Source organism: Aquiflexum sp. TKW24L, assembly GCF_023502205.1.
GTDB lineage: Bacteria > Bacteroidota > Bacteroidia > Cytophagales > Cyclobacteriaceae > Cognataquiflexum.
This window is the reverse complement of record NZ_JAMFLG010000019.1, coordinates 26,982-42,744: the sequence shown is the minus strand read 5'-3', so window position 1 is coordinate 42,744 and position 15,763 is coordinate 26,982. Positions and strand designations below refer to the sequence as shown.

Annotated in this window: 15 protein-coding genes; 6 read left to right on the top strand and 9 right to left on the bottom strand. The window is 40.3% G+C overall.

All coding sequences use genetic code 11. The features are described from left to right. Positions 1 to 89: 89 nt before the first annotated feature. Complete coding sequence (kynU, locus tag M3O96_RS13335) at positions 90 to 1,376, top strand: kynureninase (protein ID WP_249721166.1); 1,287 nt, start codon at positions 90 to 92, stop codon at positions 1,374 to 1,376. A gap of 25 nt (positions 1,377 to 1,401) precedes the next feature. Beyond that, the gene (locus tag M3O96_RS13330; protein ID WP_249721165.1) at positions 1,402 to 2,757 is read left to right on the top strand and encodes an FAD-dependent oxidoreductase; all 1,356 of its coding nucleotides are present in this window, start codon (positions 1,402 to 1,404) and stop codon (positions 2,755 to 2,757) included. 42 nt (positions 2,758 to 2,799) lie between these two features. On the opposite strand, the gene M3O96_RS13325 is transcribed toward M3O96_RS13330, so the two are convergent. The 4 genes from M3O96_RS13325 to M3O96_RS13310 all read right to left on the bottom strand — a co-directional run bounded on the left by M3O96_RS13325 (position 2,800) and on the right by M3O96_RS13310 (position 7,076). Further along, the gene (locus M3O96_RS13325) at positions 2,800 to 3,420 is read right to left on the bottom strand and encodes a thioredoxin family protein (RefSeq protein ID WP_249721164.1); all 621 of its coding nucleotides are present in this window, start codon (positions 3,418 to 3,420) and stop codon (positions 2,800 to 2,802) included. A 6-nt stretch (positions 3,421 to 3,426) separates the two neighbouring features. Next, entirely contained in the window at positions 3,427 to 3,918 is a 492-nt protein-coding gene (locus M3O96_RS13320) for a TlpA family protein disulfide reductase (RefSeq protein ID WP_249721163.1), read from the bottom strand. A gap of 443 nt (positions 3,919 to 4,361) precedes the next feature. Beyond that, positions 4,362 to 6,110, bottom strand: a complete 1,749-nt coding sequence (locus M3O96_RS13315) for a chloride channel protein (protein ID WP_249721162.1) — start codon at positions 6,108 to 6,110, stop codon at positions 4,362 to 4,364. 81 nt (positions 6,111 to 6,191) lie between these two features. After that, positions 6,192 to 7,076, bottom strand: coding sequence for a M28 family peptidase (locus tag M3O96_RS13310; protein ID WP_249721161.1), 885 nt, complete (start codon positions 7,074 to 7,076; stop codon positions 6,192 to 6,194). A gap of 97 nt (positions 7,077 to 7,173) precedes the next feature. Here M3O96_RS13310 and M3O96_RS13305 point away from each other — a divergent pair, with 97 nt between their 5' ends. Further along, a complete protein-coding gene (locus M3O96_RS13305) occupies positions 7,174 to 8,163 on the top strand; it encodes an NTPase (protein WP_249721158.1) in 990 nt (329 codons plus the stop codon). A 257-nt stretch (positions 8,164 to 8,420) separates the two neighbouring features. Here M3O96_RS13305 and yjjX read toward each other — a convergent pair whose 3' ends face one another. Together yjjX and M3O96_RS13295 are read right to left on the bottom strand one after the other, a co-directional pair. Further along, positions 8,421 to 9,002, bottom strand: coding sequence for an inosine/xanthosine triphosphatase (gene yjjX / locus M3O96_RS13300; protein ID WP_249721156.1), 582 nt, complete (start codon positions 9,000 to 9,002; stop codon positions 8,421 to 8,423). A 53-nt stretch (positions 9,003 to 9,055) separates the two neighbouring features. Next, complete coding sequence (locus tag M3O96_RS13295; RefSeq protein ID WP_249721154.1) at positions 9,056 to 9,763, bottom strand: YebC/PmpR family DNA-binding transcriptional regulator; 708 nt, start codon at positions 9,761 to 9,763, stop codon at positions 9,056 to 9,058. A gap of 148 nt (positions 9,764 to 9,911) precedes the next feature. Between M3O96_RS13295 and M3O96_RS13290 the strand changes: the two genes are divergently transcribed. Further along, a complete protein-coding gene (locus M3O96_RS13290; protein WP_249721152.1) occupies positions 9,912 to 11,255 on the top strand; it encodes an NAD(P)/FAD-dependent oxidoreductase in 1,344 nt (447 codons plus the stop codon). 196 nt (positions 11,256 to 11,451) lie between these two features. After that, positions 11,452 to 12,351, top strand: coding sequence for a hypothetical protein (locus M3O96_RS13285; protein WP_249721149.1), 900 nt, complete (start codon positions 11,452 to 11,454; stop codon positions 12,349 to 12,351). 49 nt (positions 12,352 to 12,400) lie between these two features. Here M3O96_RS13285 and M3O96_RS13280 read toward each other — a convergent pair whose 3' ends face one another. Then, on the bottom strand, positions 12,401 to 12,841 hold the full coding sequence (locus M3O96_RS13280; RefSeq protein ID WP_249721147.1) for a gamma-glutamylcyclotransferase family protein: 441 nt from the start codon (positions 12,839 to 12,841) through the stop codon (positions 12,401 to 12,403). A gap of 169 nt (positions 12,842 to 13,010) precedes the next feature. Between M3O96_RS13280 and M3O96_RS13275 the strand changes: the two genes are divergently transcribed. Next, a complete protein-coding gene (locus M3O96_RS13275) occupies positions 13,011 to 13,469 on the top strand; it encodes a DUF4890 domain-containing protein (RefSeq protein WP_249721146.1) in 459 nt (152 codons plus the stop codon). Between the two features lie 76 nt (positions 13,470 to 13,545). On the opposite strand, the gene M3O96_RS13270 is transcribed toward M3O96_RS13275, so the two are convergent. Together M3O96_RS13270 and M3O96_RS13265 are read right to left on the bottom strand one after the other, a co-directional pair. Then, positions 13,546 to 14,025, bottom strand: a complete 480-nt coding sequence (locus tag M3O96_RS13270; protein ID WP_249721145.1) for a lipocalin-like domain-containing protein — start codon at positions 14,023 to 14,025, stop codon at positions 13,546 to 13,548. 264 nt (positions 14,026 to 14,289) lie between these two features. Further along, positions 14,290 to 15,762, bottom strand: coding sequence for a glutamate synthase subunit beta (locus tag M3O96_RS13265; protein WP_249721144.1), 1,473 nt, complete (start codon positions 15,760 to 15,762; stop codon positions 14,290 to 14,292). Position 15,763: the final 1 nt, after the last annotated feature.

Below are 15,763 nucleotides of genomic sequence, written 5' to 3'. Positions count from 1 at the left end.
GGAAACATGGTATTTTTGAAGATTGTAAGAAACCTATTCCTGAGAACTTGGTTAAACGAACACGACTTTATTTCATTGATTTTCAAAAAATGGATAACACTAACTATAGCTTTTCAGAAGCATTTGCTCGGGAAATGGACGAAAAAGATCCATTGAAAAGCTTCCGTTCCCGATTTTATTTTCCAAAAGTTGGTGGTCGTGAGGCGATTTATTTTTGTGGTAATTCCCTTGGGTTACAACCCAAAACCACCAAAGAATATATCCAAAAAGAATTGGACAATTGGGCTGAAATGGCAGTAGATGGACATTTTCATGGAGAAGATGCCTGGTACCATGTCCGCAAAAAATCCAAACCCGCTTTGGCAGAAATTGTCGGTGCCCATGAACATGAGGTAGTAGCCATGAATAACCTGAGCTCAAACCTTCATTTTTTGATGGTTTCATTTTACCAACCTTCCAAAGATCGCTTCAAAATCATCACCGAAGCAGGTGCTTTTCCATCTGACATGTACATGCTAGAGACGCAGGTCAAGTTTCATTTTCTTGATCCAAAGGATGCAATTATTGAATTAGAACCAAGGGAAGGAGAATATACCCTACGGACAGAAGATATCCTGAAAGTCATCTCTGACCATAAAGACCAATTGGCTTTGGTCATGATGTCGGGATTGCAATATTATACGGGGCAGGTTTTTGACATGGAAGCAATCACTGCTGCAGGTCATGCTGCCGGAGCAAAAGTGGGATTTGACCTGGCCCATGCTGCAGGAAATATCCCACTACATCTTCATGAATGGGGAGTAGATTTTGCCACTTGGTGCAGTTACAAATACATGAATTCAGGGCCTGGGAATATCTCAGGGATTTTTGTCCATGAGCGCCATGCCGAGAGTCCAGATTTGCCGAGGTTTGCAGGCTGGTGGGGACATGATGAAGGAGAGCGGTTTAAGATGGAAAAGGGCTTTAAACCCATGTTCGGTGCTGACGGTTGGCAACTAGCCAATTCCAATGTGCTTGCTTTGGCGGCACATCAGGCATCCTTGGATATTTTTCAGGAAGCAGGCATGGGACAACTCAGGGCAAAAAGTGAACTATTGACAGGGTATTTGGAGTTTTTGATTGGACAGATCAACAGAGATCGTGCTGTAATTGAAATAATTACGCCAAAAAACAAAAATGAAAGGGGCTGTCAATTATCTTTGTTGGTCAAAAAAGGAGGAAAAGCAGTCTTTGATGAGCTGTATCAAAATGCCATCGTCGGAGATTGGAGACATCCAAACGTCATAAGAATCGCACCCACACCATTATATAACAGCTATCTGGATGTTTTTAGGTTTGCAAAAATCTTAGAACAATCCCTTCACAAATTAGCTTAACCAAGCGGATAGTATCTCTCAAACCATGAAAAAAAATGAAATCAGCATCCTTGGTTCCGGTCTTATCGGATCATTGTTGAGTATATATTTAAAGAGAAGGGGTCTTGATGTAAATGTTTACGAGAAAAGACCTGACAACCGAAAAGGGCAATACCAGGAAGAAGGAAGATCCATCAACATGGCCTTGAGCGATAGGGGTTGGAATGCCTTGGAAAAAGCCGGGTTAAAAGAAAAAGTACTTCCTTTGACCATTCCAATGTATGGAAGAAAAATCCATGATGAACATGGCAAGACAAGTTTTATTCCATACGGAAAAGAAGGTCAGGCGATATACTCCATATCCCGTGGCAGATTTACCCATCTGTTGATAGATGAAGCGGAAAAATTAGGGGTAAAGCATAATTTCGGACATAGGATCGAGGAGGTAGATCTTAGGTCCAATGAACTGTTGGTAGCTGATCCTGAAGGGAACAAAGAAAAAATATCCTCCAATGTAATTATAGGATCCGATGGTGCCTATTCAGCTTTGAGAAATGCCATGTTGAAGCAAGTCCGATTTGACTTCAAGCAGGAATATATCACCCACGGGTACAAGGAATTGAGCATCCCGGCAACCGCTGAAGGTGAATTTGCCATGGATCCCAATGCCCTCCATATCTGGCCAAGAGGAAGTTTTATGCTGATAGCACTTCCCAATCCGGATAAATCATTTACCTGCACACTTTTTCTGCCGTTCGAAGGGGAAAGGGTGAGTTTTGAGAATATCAGGGACGAGAAGGATGTAGCAGGTATTTTTGAGACTTACTTTGATGATGCTTACCAAATAATGCCAAAATTGAAGGAGCAATATTTCAATAACCCAACTTCTGCATTGATCAATATTGAATGCTATCCTTGGATGCTCAAAAGTGCCCTACTTATTGGGGATGCCTCCCATGCCATGGTTCCCTTTTATGGACAGGGTATGAATTGCGGTTTTGAGGATTGTTTCATTTTGGATGAATTGATCGAAAAATTTGGAACCAATGCTTGGGAACTGGTTTTTGCCAAATTCCAAAAAAAGAGAAAGAAAGATACAGATGCCATTTGTCAACTCGCCTTGGAGAATTTCGAAGAAATGAAAAATTCGGTGGCAGATCCAAAATTTCAGATTAGAAAAAAAATAGAAGCCAAGTTGCATAGCCTTTATCCCAAAGATTGGGTTCCTCTCTATACGATGGTCACTTTCTCTAACATGCCGTATTCAGAAGCATTCGCTCAGGGAAAATTGCAGGAAAAAATCATGGATAAAGTAATGTCAAGCCCATTGATTTCCCAAAACTGGGACAAATTGGACTATGAAGACATCCTTTACCAAATGGACAAAGCGAAAGCTGTATAAATGTAAAGCCCATGGTAAAAATACCATGGGCTTTTTTTATCCCTATTTTTTAGTCCATTTGATGGAGCATCCAATGGCTTTTGTCGATTCGACAGCCACTTTTTTACCATTTATGACGGCATCCAAGGCATCTTCTACATATTTTTCCGTCACCGCAGAAGCATCCTGGTAATTATTGTCGATAGCACCGATATACTTCACATTGTATGCTCCACCTTCTTTGTGTAAGAGATAGACATGTGGAGTTTTAGTTCCTCCATAAGCTTTGATCACCTCCTGACTTTGGTCATATAGGTATGGAAAAGGAAATTTCTTGTCTTTTGACCTTTCCTGCATTTTTTTGAAGCTATCTCCGGGACTTATTTTTTCATCATTGGAATTAATGGCTATTACCGGATATCCTTTAGACGAATAGTCATTATGCAAGTCTATCATCCTGTCCTGATAGGCCACTACGTAAGGACAGGTATTGCATGAAAATATCACGATTGCACCTTTTGCGCCTTCCAATCCACTGAGTGAAACCATACTGCCATCGACACTTTTAAGGTTGAAATCTGAGGCTTTATCCCCAACCTGATAACCCCCACCATGTGCCTTGATTTCAATGGAAAATACCATCAAAATCAAAAGACCGATTGATAATAAGATTGACTTTTTCATACCGAATTATTTTTGTTGTTTGATGAGTTGTTTCAATTCTTCTTCACTGACTTCACCTTCGTGGAAACTCCTGCTTCCGTCAGGTTTTATAAATAAGGTGGCAGGAATAGCTCCCGACCAATCCCTATCAACTTTTCCTATCCATTTATTAAAATTGACTTCATCTAATAAATAGACCGGAGCCTTGATTTTTCGTTTTGAAATAAAATTGGTGACTCGCTCAGGATTTCTTCCATCATCCATAGATATGAAAAACAATTCCAAATCGGGATCCTGACTTTTGACTGATTCGAAATAAGGCATTTCCTTGATGCAAGGTGCACACCATGTCGCCCAAAAATTAAATATTCTTAATTTTTCAGAGGGGTTGTTGATCGTAGATTCAAACTCATCGAAGTCAATAACTTTAAAATTCTGCACAGCCCTTTGTTCAATATAACTATCAGCCTGAGGGTAGATTAAATAAAGCCAAAAGAAGGTAAGGTAGCACAAGACCATGATTAATTGAATTTTACGTGTTAAAATTGAACTTTATTAAGATTAAAATTTACTAAATTTGTTATAAAATTTCCTAATAAGAAAATAGTATTTCATATGTCTTTTTTGCGTTTGTAATTTTGCTGATCTAAAGAAGGCATTTAAAAGTATACCTACATCAAAAAATTAACGAGCAGACAGATTTTTGGTTTGCCCGTTTATCAAAATCTTCGAAATCAGCGCTTAAGGACATATCGAATAAAGCAAGTCTTTTTTATCCACAATTTTCAATACTTTTCCACACAGCCTAAAAAAAGACGTATAACCTATTGATATTCAGTATTTTAAACCTATTCACTTTTATATGATTTTGTGGATAATTCTCTGTAAATGAGAAAATTACAAAAATGAGTTGTTTTTTGAAGTGGGTAAATCAATACAATATTATGATAAAAAGGGTCAATCTATTCTTGGTTTTGTCTAATCAATTTCTTCCTGTAGGCATGAAAAATCCTGGCTTTAGAGATAAATCCAAGGTATTTTCCTGATTCGATTACAGGTAGGTTCCAAGCACCTGATTTTTCGAACTTTTTCATAACAATTTGCATATTTTCGTTACTGTTTATCACTTCAGGAGGAGAATGCATCAGTTGCTTGACTTTCAGTGTTTTCTGGCTTTCGGGGTCAAACATGAGCTCTCTGATGTCGTCCAAAGTAACAATCCCATTCAGAATTCCCTCATCATCCACTACAGGGAAAATATTCCTTCTCGAAAGCTTGACCAGATCACAGAGGTCACCAAGGCTCGACTCTGGAGCAACGGGAAGTAGGTCGGTTTCCATTATTTTTCTGATATCCATGAGGTCAAGTACTTCCTCATCTTTGGTGGAGGGAAGAAATGTTCCCTTGGCGATGAGCTGTTTTTTGTAGAGAGAATCTTTGTCAAAATAGGTGGTGGTGACAAAAGAAATCGATGAAACCAGCATCAGGGGAATCAGAAGCTCGTATCCTCCGGTCAGTTCTGCGATCAAAAATATGGCTGAAAGTGGGGCATGCTGCACCCCACTCATGACGGCACACATCCCTACCAATGTAAATGATGCCAAGGGAAGAGTTATTGGCAGGTTAAATAGATTGACAGTATAGGCAAACAAAAATCCAGCTATTCCTCCTACAAAAAGCGAAGGGGCAAATATGCCTCCACTCCCTCCAATACCAATGGTAATGGCAGACGCAATTGGCTTGATCAATAAGATCATGGATAGAAAAAGAATGATAAAATAGGGATTATCTATTTCTGAAAAGAATGGACTTTTGGAAAGGATGTTATTTGGTTCACCCGAGACCAAATGATTGAGCGTATCATATCCCTCACCATATATCGGAGGGAAAATAAACAGTATTATCCCCAAAAAGGCACCGCCATAGAGAAGTTTTAGGAATGGCTCGTCAAATTTATCCAAAAATCCTTCGGTACCCAGAATGGTTCGATTGAAATAAAGAGAAACTATTCCGGTAAAGACCGCCAATCCGAAATAGTAGGGAACATGTGAGGCCACAAATTCTTCTGAAATTGAAAAATCAAACATACTTTCGCTGCCTTGCAAGAGAATGGAGGTCAGCGCTCCGGTGACTGAGGCAATCAGTAATGGGATGAAGCTACCGATGCTGACTTCCATCAAGATTACTTCTATGGCGAAAATCACTGCCCCGATAGGTGCACCAAAGATGGCCGAGATGGCACCAGCAGCACCACACCCGATCAGCAATGTTCTTTTTTTGGCATTGAGGTGCATCAAAACACCAACATTGGAACCAATCGCCGACCCTGTCATCACAATTGGAGCTTCCAATCCTACAGAACCCCCAAATCCTACTGTCAATGCCGAAGTGATCACCCGGCTGTACATTTTTATTTTTGGAATCAAACTGCTTTTCTTGGATATGCTTAGCAGGATATCCGCAATGCCATGCCCTCCTTTGTCTTTGAGCACATAATGTCCAATGAAGTAAGCAAGTGAAATACCTATTATCGGATAGACGATGTAGAAAAAATTGGCGTATTCTTCATAAAAGCTATTCGTCAGGAATTCCTGAATGGCATGAACTGAACCCTTTAAAATCACAGCAGCGAAGCCTGAAAAAATGCCAATAAGACCGCTTACTATCAGGACAAAGTTTTTTGTACTCAGATGGCGAAGCCTCCAAATCAAAAAACGTGTGATTAAATCGGTTTTGGCCAAAGCTACCTTTTGATTATTTTAAATATACCTAAATCAGAATTATGTACGCACCTAGTCTTTGACCAATTCCTGATCAAAAGCGAGGATAATATCCAGAATCAATTCCACCGCACCAACATAAAACAGGGGCTGAATCCGCTCAAATGTATCTGTTTCTTTATGGTAATCTTCGTGATCTTCGACTCCAAAGTAAAGGAATGGGATTCCATTTTTATGAAATTGTGAATGGTCAGAGGCGTAGGTCCAATCACCGGGTTGGTCCGGAACATCATGACCAAATACTAATTTGGGAAAACGACCCGCAGCAACCCTTTCAGCAGTGGGTTTCAATTGAGGATAATGGTACGTTCCTACAGCATAGATTTCGCCGTCAACATTTCGGCTGATCATGTCCATATTGATATTAAGGACTGTCTGTCCAATGGGGAAAGGGAAATCATCCACCAATTTTTTTGCTCCCTGATGGCCCATTTCCTCTGCGTCCAAGGCCACAAAAAGCATGGAATGGTTTGGGCGGTTATTGGAAAAGTATTCAGCCAATGCCAAGACACCACCTGTTCCCGAGGCATTGTCATCAGCGCCGTTGAAAATCATTTCTCCATTCGTGCCGATATGGTCATAATGAGCCATGACTACAATCAATTTTTCGGTTTCCTTCCCACCGATAAAACCAACAATGTTTGCTGCTTTCTCATAAAGTCTGCCCTCTCTTTGGTTATGGAAATCAAAGTATTGGGTAAAATCCGGGTATTGAGTTCTGAGTTTCAATTCCCAATATCTCTCCTGAATGAATTTTCTTGCTTTAATACTTCCTTCCGAAAGGGGTTTTCTTCCCCCAAGTTCATCAGATGAAAGGTATTCAATGTCGTTGAGCAATTTGTTTTGGTCGATTTTTTGTGCTCTCAATCCCAAAGGGGCGATAAGAAAAAATAGCATGAAAAATTTCAATAAATTAATCATATGTCTTTTTAAATTGGTCCGTTATGTATATTCGTAAAAATAGTAAGATATAATCGCTCGAATCTTAACGCTTATGAAATATCTTTTTGCCCTGCTGATGGTTTTGGCTTTTCAAATACCAGGTACGGCACAAAATGCCCTTCCGGAGACTTTTTTGGATGGAAAATCCGTGGTTCTTATTTCAAATTCTCCCCAATCTAGACCCTCTATGACTTGGGAGGGCTTAGCACTGGAAATCCATACCGCTTTGGTTTCTGCTGGTGGTGATCCCGTAGCATATTACGAACTTGAGAATGTGGCTATTTCGGAAGAGGTACAGGCTGGTTTTGCAACGATGTTTGCCAAAAGAATGATTTCCTCAGTTGTAATCCTTACCCGAAAAGCCAACGGAAGTTTGGTTTTGAATATTGGATCCTTTACAAATAATAAGAATATGATCCCTACCAATGGCATGTGGAGTATGGAGGTAAATGGGATTGAATCACTCCAAGTATCACTGATTGCTATGGGACAAAATACCAAATCCAAAAACCTGATGGTATTGGAAGTGCCGGAATTTCCATCGGGAGCCAATGCCACCGCATCTGCTGCTCAAAGATACTTTAACAGAAACCCGCTCAACTTGGATGTATTCAAATTGGGTATCCCACTTTCGGGTTCTGCAGGAGAAAGTGGGTATTTAAATACATTCCGTTATGATCTCTTGGGAAAATCTGAGGAAAGAATTCTAGCGGAGCAAAATGCCGAGAAAAATGGTTTGGAAGCTATTTTTACACAGCTGTATCCACATCAGGTAGAGTTTCTCACAAGCCCAAAGTCTGATGCGGATCTCATAAAGGAACGAGTTCAGTTTGTGCTTATGCGGGTGGAAGCAAGAGAAGCTGACCTGATGAAGAATATGGGATTGGCCACTGATGGTCTAAATGATGGGGATAGAATTGTGGTGAAATATTATATCCGGTTTTTGGTGCGTAATGAGTTGTATATCGGTCCGGTTTGGGACGCAGATCCTGACTGGAAAACATCACTGGAAAATTTCCTGACTAACCTAAAAATAAAATGAGCCCCCAAAAGGGCTCTTAAAAATTATAGTTGACTGTTTCGGTGACCAAACACTTCCTGCTATTATCAATTGTGCCTGACGTTATTTTTCCAAAAGGTTTCAGGTCTTCGTCTTATTCTTTTTTCTTAATATCAATATATAACAACTTCTATTCAAGCCTCCAATTGTATTGGCTTAATTATGAAACACTTAACCAAATTTAAATCCTATGGTTTTTAAAAACAAATTGAAAAAATCTATCAGGCATGTAGATAATTCTAATACAGGTCTTCTTTTAGAAATGGTATCAAAGCCAGGATAACTGCCTGTTGGTAATAATTTTTCCTATTAAGTGCTCCTTTGGTCAAAATACCGACAGCACCGTCTTTTTCTTTGGAATTTTCCTGTTTGAAAAACTCATCGTCAGCTGTACCTAATTCCATGCCTCCATCAACAAGGTCGGCAATAGCTTTTGGCAGGAAAAACAAAGAAGTCTTCGCTTTACCGATTTTACCATTTTTATTCATAATCACTACCCAAGCAAACGCTGCTAGTTCTCCTTGAAATTTTTCAACACCTCCTTCTATACCAACCCAGAAGTCAGCTTCAGGAAATACTATTTTTGAATTTTTGGCACGGTTAAAAGCTCCCTTATAAGTTTGTTCGTCTCCGATCGGCTGTGCATCTACATCCGAGCTGACATTCAGCCCTTCCACAAGGTAGGTTCCTTCAAAGACCTGATGGAATCCTCCATCTGTGCAACTGATTTTTACAGGGTTTCTACTGCCGACTATTACTAAATTTTGTCTTTGTTGGTCTTGGATATTCTTTCTTTTTGGAAAACTCGTTGTTCCGGTCATGGATGATCAGCAGTAAGGATTATAATAATGTGAGAGGGAGGTTTGGGATATTGTTAGGAAACATTGGTAAATACCTGATTGACGTCATCGTCTTCTTCAAGTCTTTCAATCATTTTGTTGATTTCTTCTTCATGTTCTTCGGTAAGGTCCACAGTAGTGGATGGGAACCATTGAAAATCAGCATTGATCACTTCAATATGTCTGTCTTCAAGGGCTTTTTGCATCTTTCCAAAATCTTCAAATTCGGTGTAAGCAAAAATTTCCCCTTCATTTTCGTCTATTTCTTCAAGCCCATGGTCGATCAGTTCTAATTCCAACTCTTCTATGTCCATATCTTTTTGGGCAAAACGGAAAACAGCCTTTTTGGTAAACATAAAGCTAACTGATCCAGAAGTGCCTAAAGCCCCACCGGATTTGGTGAAATAGCTTCGGATATTGGCTACGGTGCGGTTGATATTGTCTGTGGAGGTTTCGATGATGACAGCCACCCCATACGGACCATAGCCTTCATATAAAATCTCCTCATAATTTTTCTCGTCCTTGTTTGAAGCCCTTTTGATAGCAGCTTCGATCGTGTGCTTAGGCATAGAAGCGCCTTTCGCATTTTGGATTATAGTGCGGAGCTTGGTGTTGTTGCTGGGGTCAGGACCACCTGCTTTGACAGCCATGACGATTTCTTTTCCAAGGCGTGTAAAGACCTTGGACATCTGACTCCAACGTTTAAATTTTCTTTCTTTTCGGAATTCAAATGCTCTTCCCATTACTCATCTATTTTAAAAGGTGGGTAAAATTAATAAATCTTTTGAAATGGCCTAAAAACAAAGAAATCCATTGCTAACAAATCTTCTTCGAGCGGTAATCATAATTCAAAATTTAATAGATTTACCAGCATTAAATAGAACTTTTATCATGAACGTTTCAGAAGCCCTTCCGATTCCCAATATTCCTCTTCCAAAACATAAAAGAATCTTAATTGTAGGAGCCGGTTTTGCCGGTTTGAAAATTGCGCAAAAGCTTGCCCATACCGATTATCAAGTGGTTTTGATGGATAAAAACAATTACCACCAATTCCAACCTTTGCTCTATCAGGTGGCGACAGCTGCACTTTCACCTAGTGCTGTTTCGTTTCCTTTAAGAAGGATTTTCCACAAAATCGACAATGTGATTTTTAGGATGGCCGTAGTCAGAGAAATTGACAAGCATAATAAAATCATTCATACCAATCTTGGGACAATTCAATATGACATATTAATCTTGTCCCAAGGTGCCACCACCAATTATTTCGGAAACCAAAACATCCAAAAATTCTGTGCGCCGATGAAGTCCACTTCCGAAGCATTGTATATCCGGAATAAAATCATTTCTAATTACGAGCGAGCTGTCAATATCGCAGATTTTGAGGAGCGCAAACCCATCATGAATGTGGTGATTGTGGGAGGGGGTGCCACCGGTGTGGAGCTGGCAGGATCTATTGCGGAGTTGAGAAACAAAGTACTTCCCAAAGATTATCCACAGCTCAGTTTCCAAAATATGAGGGTAATATTGATCGAGGCAAGCGGTTCGCTGTTGAACGGGCTGTTACCAAAATCCCGTGAAAAAGCCCTTGAGTACGTCCGGGGATTGGGAGTCGAAGTTCTTCTCAATACCATGGTGGAAGATTACGATGGATTTATTGTCAAATTGAAAGGACAGGAATCTATCAAGACTCTGACCTTGCTTTGGGCTGCCGGGATCAAGGCCAACTCACTCATCGGTGTGGAAGATGACCAAAAAGCACCTAACGGGAGGTTATTGGTTGATGAATTCAATAAACTAGTCCGCGAGGAGTCCATTTTTGTTGTCGGTGACCAATGTGTCCAAAGGGATGCAAAATATCCAAACGGGCACCCTCAGGTAGCGCAGGTAGCGATCCAACAAGCGGCTAACCTTTCCAAAAATCTCAAGAATGAATTGAAGCAAAAGCCTTGGCAACCTTTTAGGTACAAAGACCTTGGATCTATGGCGACCATAGGTAAGAAAATGGCTGTAGTGGACCTTCCATTTGTAAGTTTTCATGGCTCCTTTGCCTGGCTCGTATGGCTTTTCGTCCATTTGATGGCCATTTTGGGAGTAAAAAACAAACTCATGGTTTTCCTCACCTGGTCTTGGAAATACCTATCCTTTGACCCAAGTCTGCGGCTTTTGATCCGTCCGAGGTACGTAAAAGATTTCAAAAGACAATGGATGCTCGAGGAGAAAGATTATGAGGATTGATAAATAATTACTGTTTATGTACGCTTCTCTGCGAATAACTCAACTTTCTACAACAATTGGGTAGGAAGACCGAAGTCGGAAGACCGATGTAACGAACATTTCTGAGTCTTGCCTTGAATTATTTTGGATTTCCAATTCACTGATATCATAGCGTACATATAAATAATTATATTCAGTATTCAATATGCCAAACTTTATGAGAAATGCTATTTTACTTACCATAATCCTTATTGCGGTAGTTGTATTCAATCCTGCGTTGGGACAAGCAAACAAAAAAAGAATTCAGCCAGGAAGAATGTATAATGCACAAGACACACTTTTTGCGCCAAGTTATGGCTTTACTTCCTACGTTCCTGCCGGCTGGATCGGAACCTTACCCCGCGAAAGTGAGGTTTTTTTATTGACAACCGGAAGCAACGGATTTGGTGAAATCTTTGTCTTCGGCAGAGCTGCTACGGATTTGAATCAACTTTCTGAACTTTGGAAACAGGGGGTGGATGTGACAGAGACATTGAGGTTAAAAGCAATTGACCCAAAAATTTCAGGCCAAATCTTACAGTCCGAAGTTGTGGCTGATGGGAATTTTGTCGGCAACAAATCAAGGGCTTTTGCCGCTACCAAATGTGGCAATCAAGGAACCTGCATTACTGTTTTGGCCGTAGCTACAGAAGGTTCTTATGAGTCTATTGCAGGTGCTGCTTTGGAATTCTTAGAAAAAGGAACATTTGAGGTGCCCTCATTTCCGTCTCCTTATGAGAATTTTGATTGGCAAAAATTCCTTGCAAATAAACTGATGATCACCTATGATGAAGTATTGGGAGGCGCCAGGCAAACACAAATCAACCTTTGTGAGAATGGTACTTTTTCTGCCAATGTCAAAAAAAAGGGAATCATGCGGAAAACCAATCCTGAATACAAAAACAGGATGTCAGGTAATTGGACAGTAATGGGAGAAGGACCTGAAGCTATTTTAAATTTGACATTCACCAAAAAGGGGTTGAGTCCTCTGACTGTTCCACTGACTCTGCGGGATGAGGGACTCTATGTCGGCGATGAGCGATATTACGCAAGTGAGGCAACCGAATGTAATAGGTGATCAAACGAAATTGGTAAGGTATTTTTGGGAAATTGACATTTTCGGGAAATCATATTTTCCCTACCCTATTAATGATATGAGCGAGATAGGAATCCGGAATTCCGGATTCTTTGCCTCCTTTCAAGATGACTTTCCAATACGCTTCCTTTGGGAATATGCCTTCCCGCGTTTTAGTAGAGATAAAAACCAAAGCGTTGAGTCGACCTTTTTTTGTGAATATTTCTTTTTCCACAAAATCATATCCCGGCTCTGAAGTCAGGAAATAACTCAGGTCTTCTTTTTTAATCTCGAAGACAAGCCCGTACACCGATTCATTTTCCCTAGACACAATGTTAGCCCGAGCGGATCCATCAGGATTGGGAAAATTGAATCGAAAGCCAAAATGAGGGAGTACGCCCACCCCGATAAGGATTGGTTTTGTTTGGAGCCTTCCTTGCAAGGTACTTACATCCAAGTTGCTCGCATATCCGAAATAATAGAAACTTTCCATATCCAAATTTAAGATTTGTTAACAGTTTTTTCATAAAATCTGATTAAACCATCATACCTGCATCCAGTCTAATATTCAAATTCAAAGCATAGAAACACAAATGGTTTGTCCGGGAAACCAAAATTTCTTAAAAAATCTTTGAATAAACTTACTTAAATAAAAAGGAAATATGAAAAAGCTATTAATGATTGCCGCAATATTCACCATGACATTTGCAGGTGCATTTGCACAAAGAGGACATGGGGGTTCAAAATCCGGTCAACAAAAAGAGTCAATGACTCCAGAACAAAGGGCTGAGAAAATGACCACTAAGATGACGGATGAATTGAGCCTTTCTGAAGATCAAAAACAAAAGATCTATGACATCAATCTCGAAAATGCCCAGAAAAGACAGGCACAAAGGGAAGCAATGCAAGAAGAGCACAAAGCCAAAAGAGCAGCGATGCAGGCCCAAAACCAAGTTCAAAATGAGCAGATAGTGGCTGTTTTAACTCCTGATCAAAAAACCAAATGGGAGGAAGTCAAAAAAGAAAACCGAAAGGAAATTAGAGAACGTAGTGGAAGCGGAAGAGGTCACCGAGGAGGTAAAGGTTCTTCGGGAGGAAGAGGAGGCTCTGCTACCAATTAAAAAAAATTAGATTGATTGGGTTTATTTGTAACAAAAAAGCAGGCCATTGGTCTGCTTTTTTTGGTTTATTCAATGTCTACTTGCGGAAATAAGTGATTGGACCGGCGCAAAGTTCATTGGGTGCGCATTTATAATCAAGCACCAATTGTGACTTCCTTTCTTTTAGGTCTATGGTGTATTCTCTTTCTATGTTCCAGTCCGATCCGATAAGGTTATCCAATGCAGTATACCATTCCGTACTCCCTTCAGGAAGCGTCAAAAATTGGTCCCCTTTAAGAGTCAAAACATTTCCTATTAATCGGTATGTTCCGTTTGTGATTGAATTATACCCAAGGTCCATGTTGTTATCTTGCTGTCTGGCAGTACTTCTGTTTTCAAAGGTTCCATCTTCCTTAAATTCGTAAGTATCGACATAAAACAATTCGGACTCTGCCTGATACCTACTCAATTCCCAAGTTCCATGAAGATTTTCCTGACTAAAATCTTTGTCATCAATATTACAAGATAGCGTGATGCAAAGGAGGGTAGCTAGGGCAAGTGAAGAATATATTTTCATGGTTTCTACAAGTTATGGTTTTTTTAAGGACGTAACCGAGTATTAGGATGTCCTGATTGAAGTTTTATGTTTTTGAAATATTCAAAAAGAAAGGTTTATAAGATTGTTTTATCGGTTTTTACTCAAAAAATTATCTATGAAACAAAACAAAAAGAGCAGGCCACCGACCTGCTCTTTCTTATTAGATTGCTAAAAATCATAACAATCACAAACTAAACTTATTATCACACTTACTCTTATATTAGGCTTATTGCTTCATTAGATTCAATTGTGGATATGTTTTTCAACTTCGTAATATCCTTCATCTTTTCTAGGTAATACAGAATTGCCTTGCAGATACCTGTCGACTCTGACGGCGGCTTCCCGCCCTTCCGATATTGCCCAAACAACAAGAGATTGACCTCTTCTCATGTCCCCGGCTAGGAATACTTTTTTATTTGTGCTTTGATATTCTTTTGATATTGGTAGTGTATTGTCCATAGTCTGTACTCCGAATGCTTCAAGCAGTCCATTTTGTGCAGGCCCCGCATACCCAATGGCGATAAAGGCAAGGTCACAAGGGACTGTCCTTGTCGACCCCGGAATCTCCACAAACTGCATTCTACCGTTATGTTCTTTCCACTCCAGATTTACTAACACCAACCCGGTGACTTCCCCTTTGTCATTTCCGACAAATTCCTTTGTTAACACCGAGAATACTCTATCCGCGCCTTCTTCGTGAGAACTTGAGTTCTTCAAGGTCATCGGCCATTCCGGCCAAGGATTCAGTACAGTTCTTTGTTTTGGAGGTTTGGGTAGCAATTCCAATTGCGTAATGCTCGCGGCACCGTGTCTGTTGGAGGTACCGATACAGTCACTTCCGGTATCTCCACCACCAATGACCAAAACATGTTTTCCTTCTGCAGAAATTGGATTTGAAGCCACCTCACCGGCGACTACCTGATTCTGTATGCCGAGAAATTCCATTGCAAAATGGACTCCTTTTAGGTTTGATCCTTTGATTTTAAGTTCACGCGGCTGCTGAGCCCCAGTGGAAAGTACCACTGCATCAAAATTCCGCAGTATATTTTCGGCTTTAATATTGAAACCAACTTCGGTATTTGTACTGAAAATGACCCCTTCCTTTTGCATGATTTCAACCCGTCGGTCGATTACCCATTTCTCGAGTTTGAAATCAGGTATGCCATACCGTAACAATCCCCCCACTTTTTTATCTTTTTCAAAAAGAGTGACTTCATGTCCCACCTGATTTAGCTGGTCCGCTGCTGCCAATCCCGCAGGTCCCGAACCGATCACTGCGACTTTGAAACCAGTCCTTCTTGTTGGCATTTTTGGCTTAACAAAGCCAAGTTCATAGGCTTTTTCTGCGATGTTTTTCTCGATCAGTTCGATTGCCACAGGATCTTTATTGATCCCAAGAACACAAGAACCCTCACAGGGAGCCGGGCAGATTCTTCCTGTGAATTCCGGAAAATTGTTTGTACTTCTTAATATCTGAAAAGCCTCTTCCCATTCGTTTCTATATACAGCATCATTAAAATCCGGAATAATATTTCCCAAAGGGCATCCCTGATGACAGAACGGAACTCCGCAATCCATGCACCTAGCAGCTTGGTGGTTGAGTTTTGCACCATCAAAGGGCTTATAGATTTCTTTATAATCGTGTATTCTTTCCTCCGGATTTCTGGTTTCCGGAAGTTCTCTTTTGAATAATATAAATCCCTCTTTAGCTCCCATC

Excerpts from the sequence above, each read along its gene's own strand:
- M3O96_RS13295 (WP_249721154.1), bottom strand. The coding sequence starts at position 9,763 with ATGGGAAGAGCATTTGAATTCCGAAAAGAAAGAAAATTTAAACGTTGG.
- yjjX (WP_249721156.1), bottom strand. The coding sequence starts at position 9,002 with ATGACCGGAACAACGAGTTTTCCAAAAAGAAAGAATATCCAAGACCAA.
- M3O96_RS13325 (WP_249721164.1), bottom strand. The coding sequence starts at position 3,420 with ATGAAAAAGTCAATCTTATTATCAATCGGTCTTTTGATTTTGATGGTA.
- M3O96_RS13285 (WP_249721149.1), top strand. The coding sequence starts at position 11,452 with ATGAGAAATGCTATTTTACTTACCATAATCCTTATTGCGGTAGTTGTA.
- M3O96_RS13275 (WP_249721146.1), top strand. The coding sequence starts at position 13,011 with ATGAAAAAGCTATTAATGATTGCCGCAATATTCACCATGACATTTGCA.
- M3O96_RS13320 (WP_249721163.1), bottom strand. The coding sequence starts at position 3,918 with ATGGTCTTGTGCTACCTTACCTTCTTTTGGCTTTATTTAATCTACCCT.
- M3O96_RS13305 (WP_249721158.1), top strand. The coding sequence starts at position 7,174 with ATGAAATATCTTTTTGCCCTGCTGATGGTTTTGGCTTTTCAAATACCA.
- M3O96_RS13290 (WP_249721152.1), top strand. The coding sequence starts at position 9,912 with ATGAACGTTTCAGAAGCCCTTCCGATTCCCAATATTCCTCTTCCAAAA.
- M3O96_RS13265 (WP_249721144.1), bottom strand. The coding sequence starts at position 15,762 with ATGGGAGCTAAAGAGGGATTTATATTATTCAAAAGAGAACTTCCGGAA.
- kynU (WP_249721166.1), top strand. The coding sequence starts at position 90 with ATGGATAACACTAACTATAGCTTTTCAGAAGCATTTGCTCGGGAAATG.
- M3O96_RS13310 (WP_249721161.1), bottom strand. The coding sequence starts at position 7,076 with ATGCTATTTTTTCTTATCGCCCCTTTGGGATTGAGAGCACAAAAAATC.
- M3O96_RS13330 (WP_249721165.1), top strand. The coding sequence starts at position 1,402 with ATGAAAAAAAATGAAATCAGCATCCTTGGTTCCGGTCTTATCGGATCA.
- M3O96_RS13280 (WP_249721147.1), bottom strand. The coding sequence starts at position 12,841 with ATGGAAAGTTTCTATTATTTCGGATATGCGAGCAACTTGGATGTAAGT.
- M3O96_RS13270 (WP_249721145.1), bottom strand. The coding sequence starts at position 14,025 with ATGAAAATATATTCTTCACTTGCCCTAGCTACCCTCCTTTGCATCACG.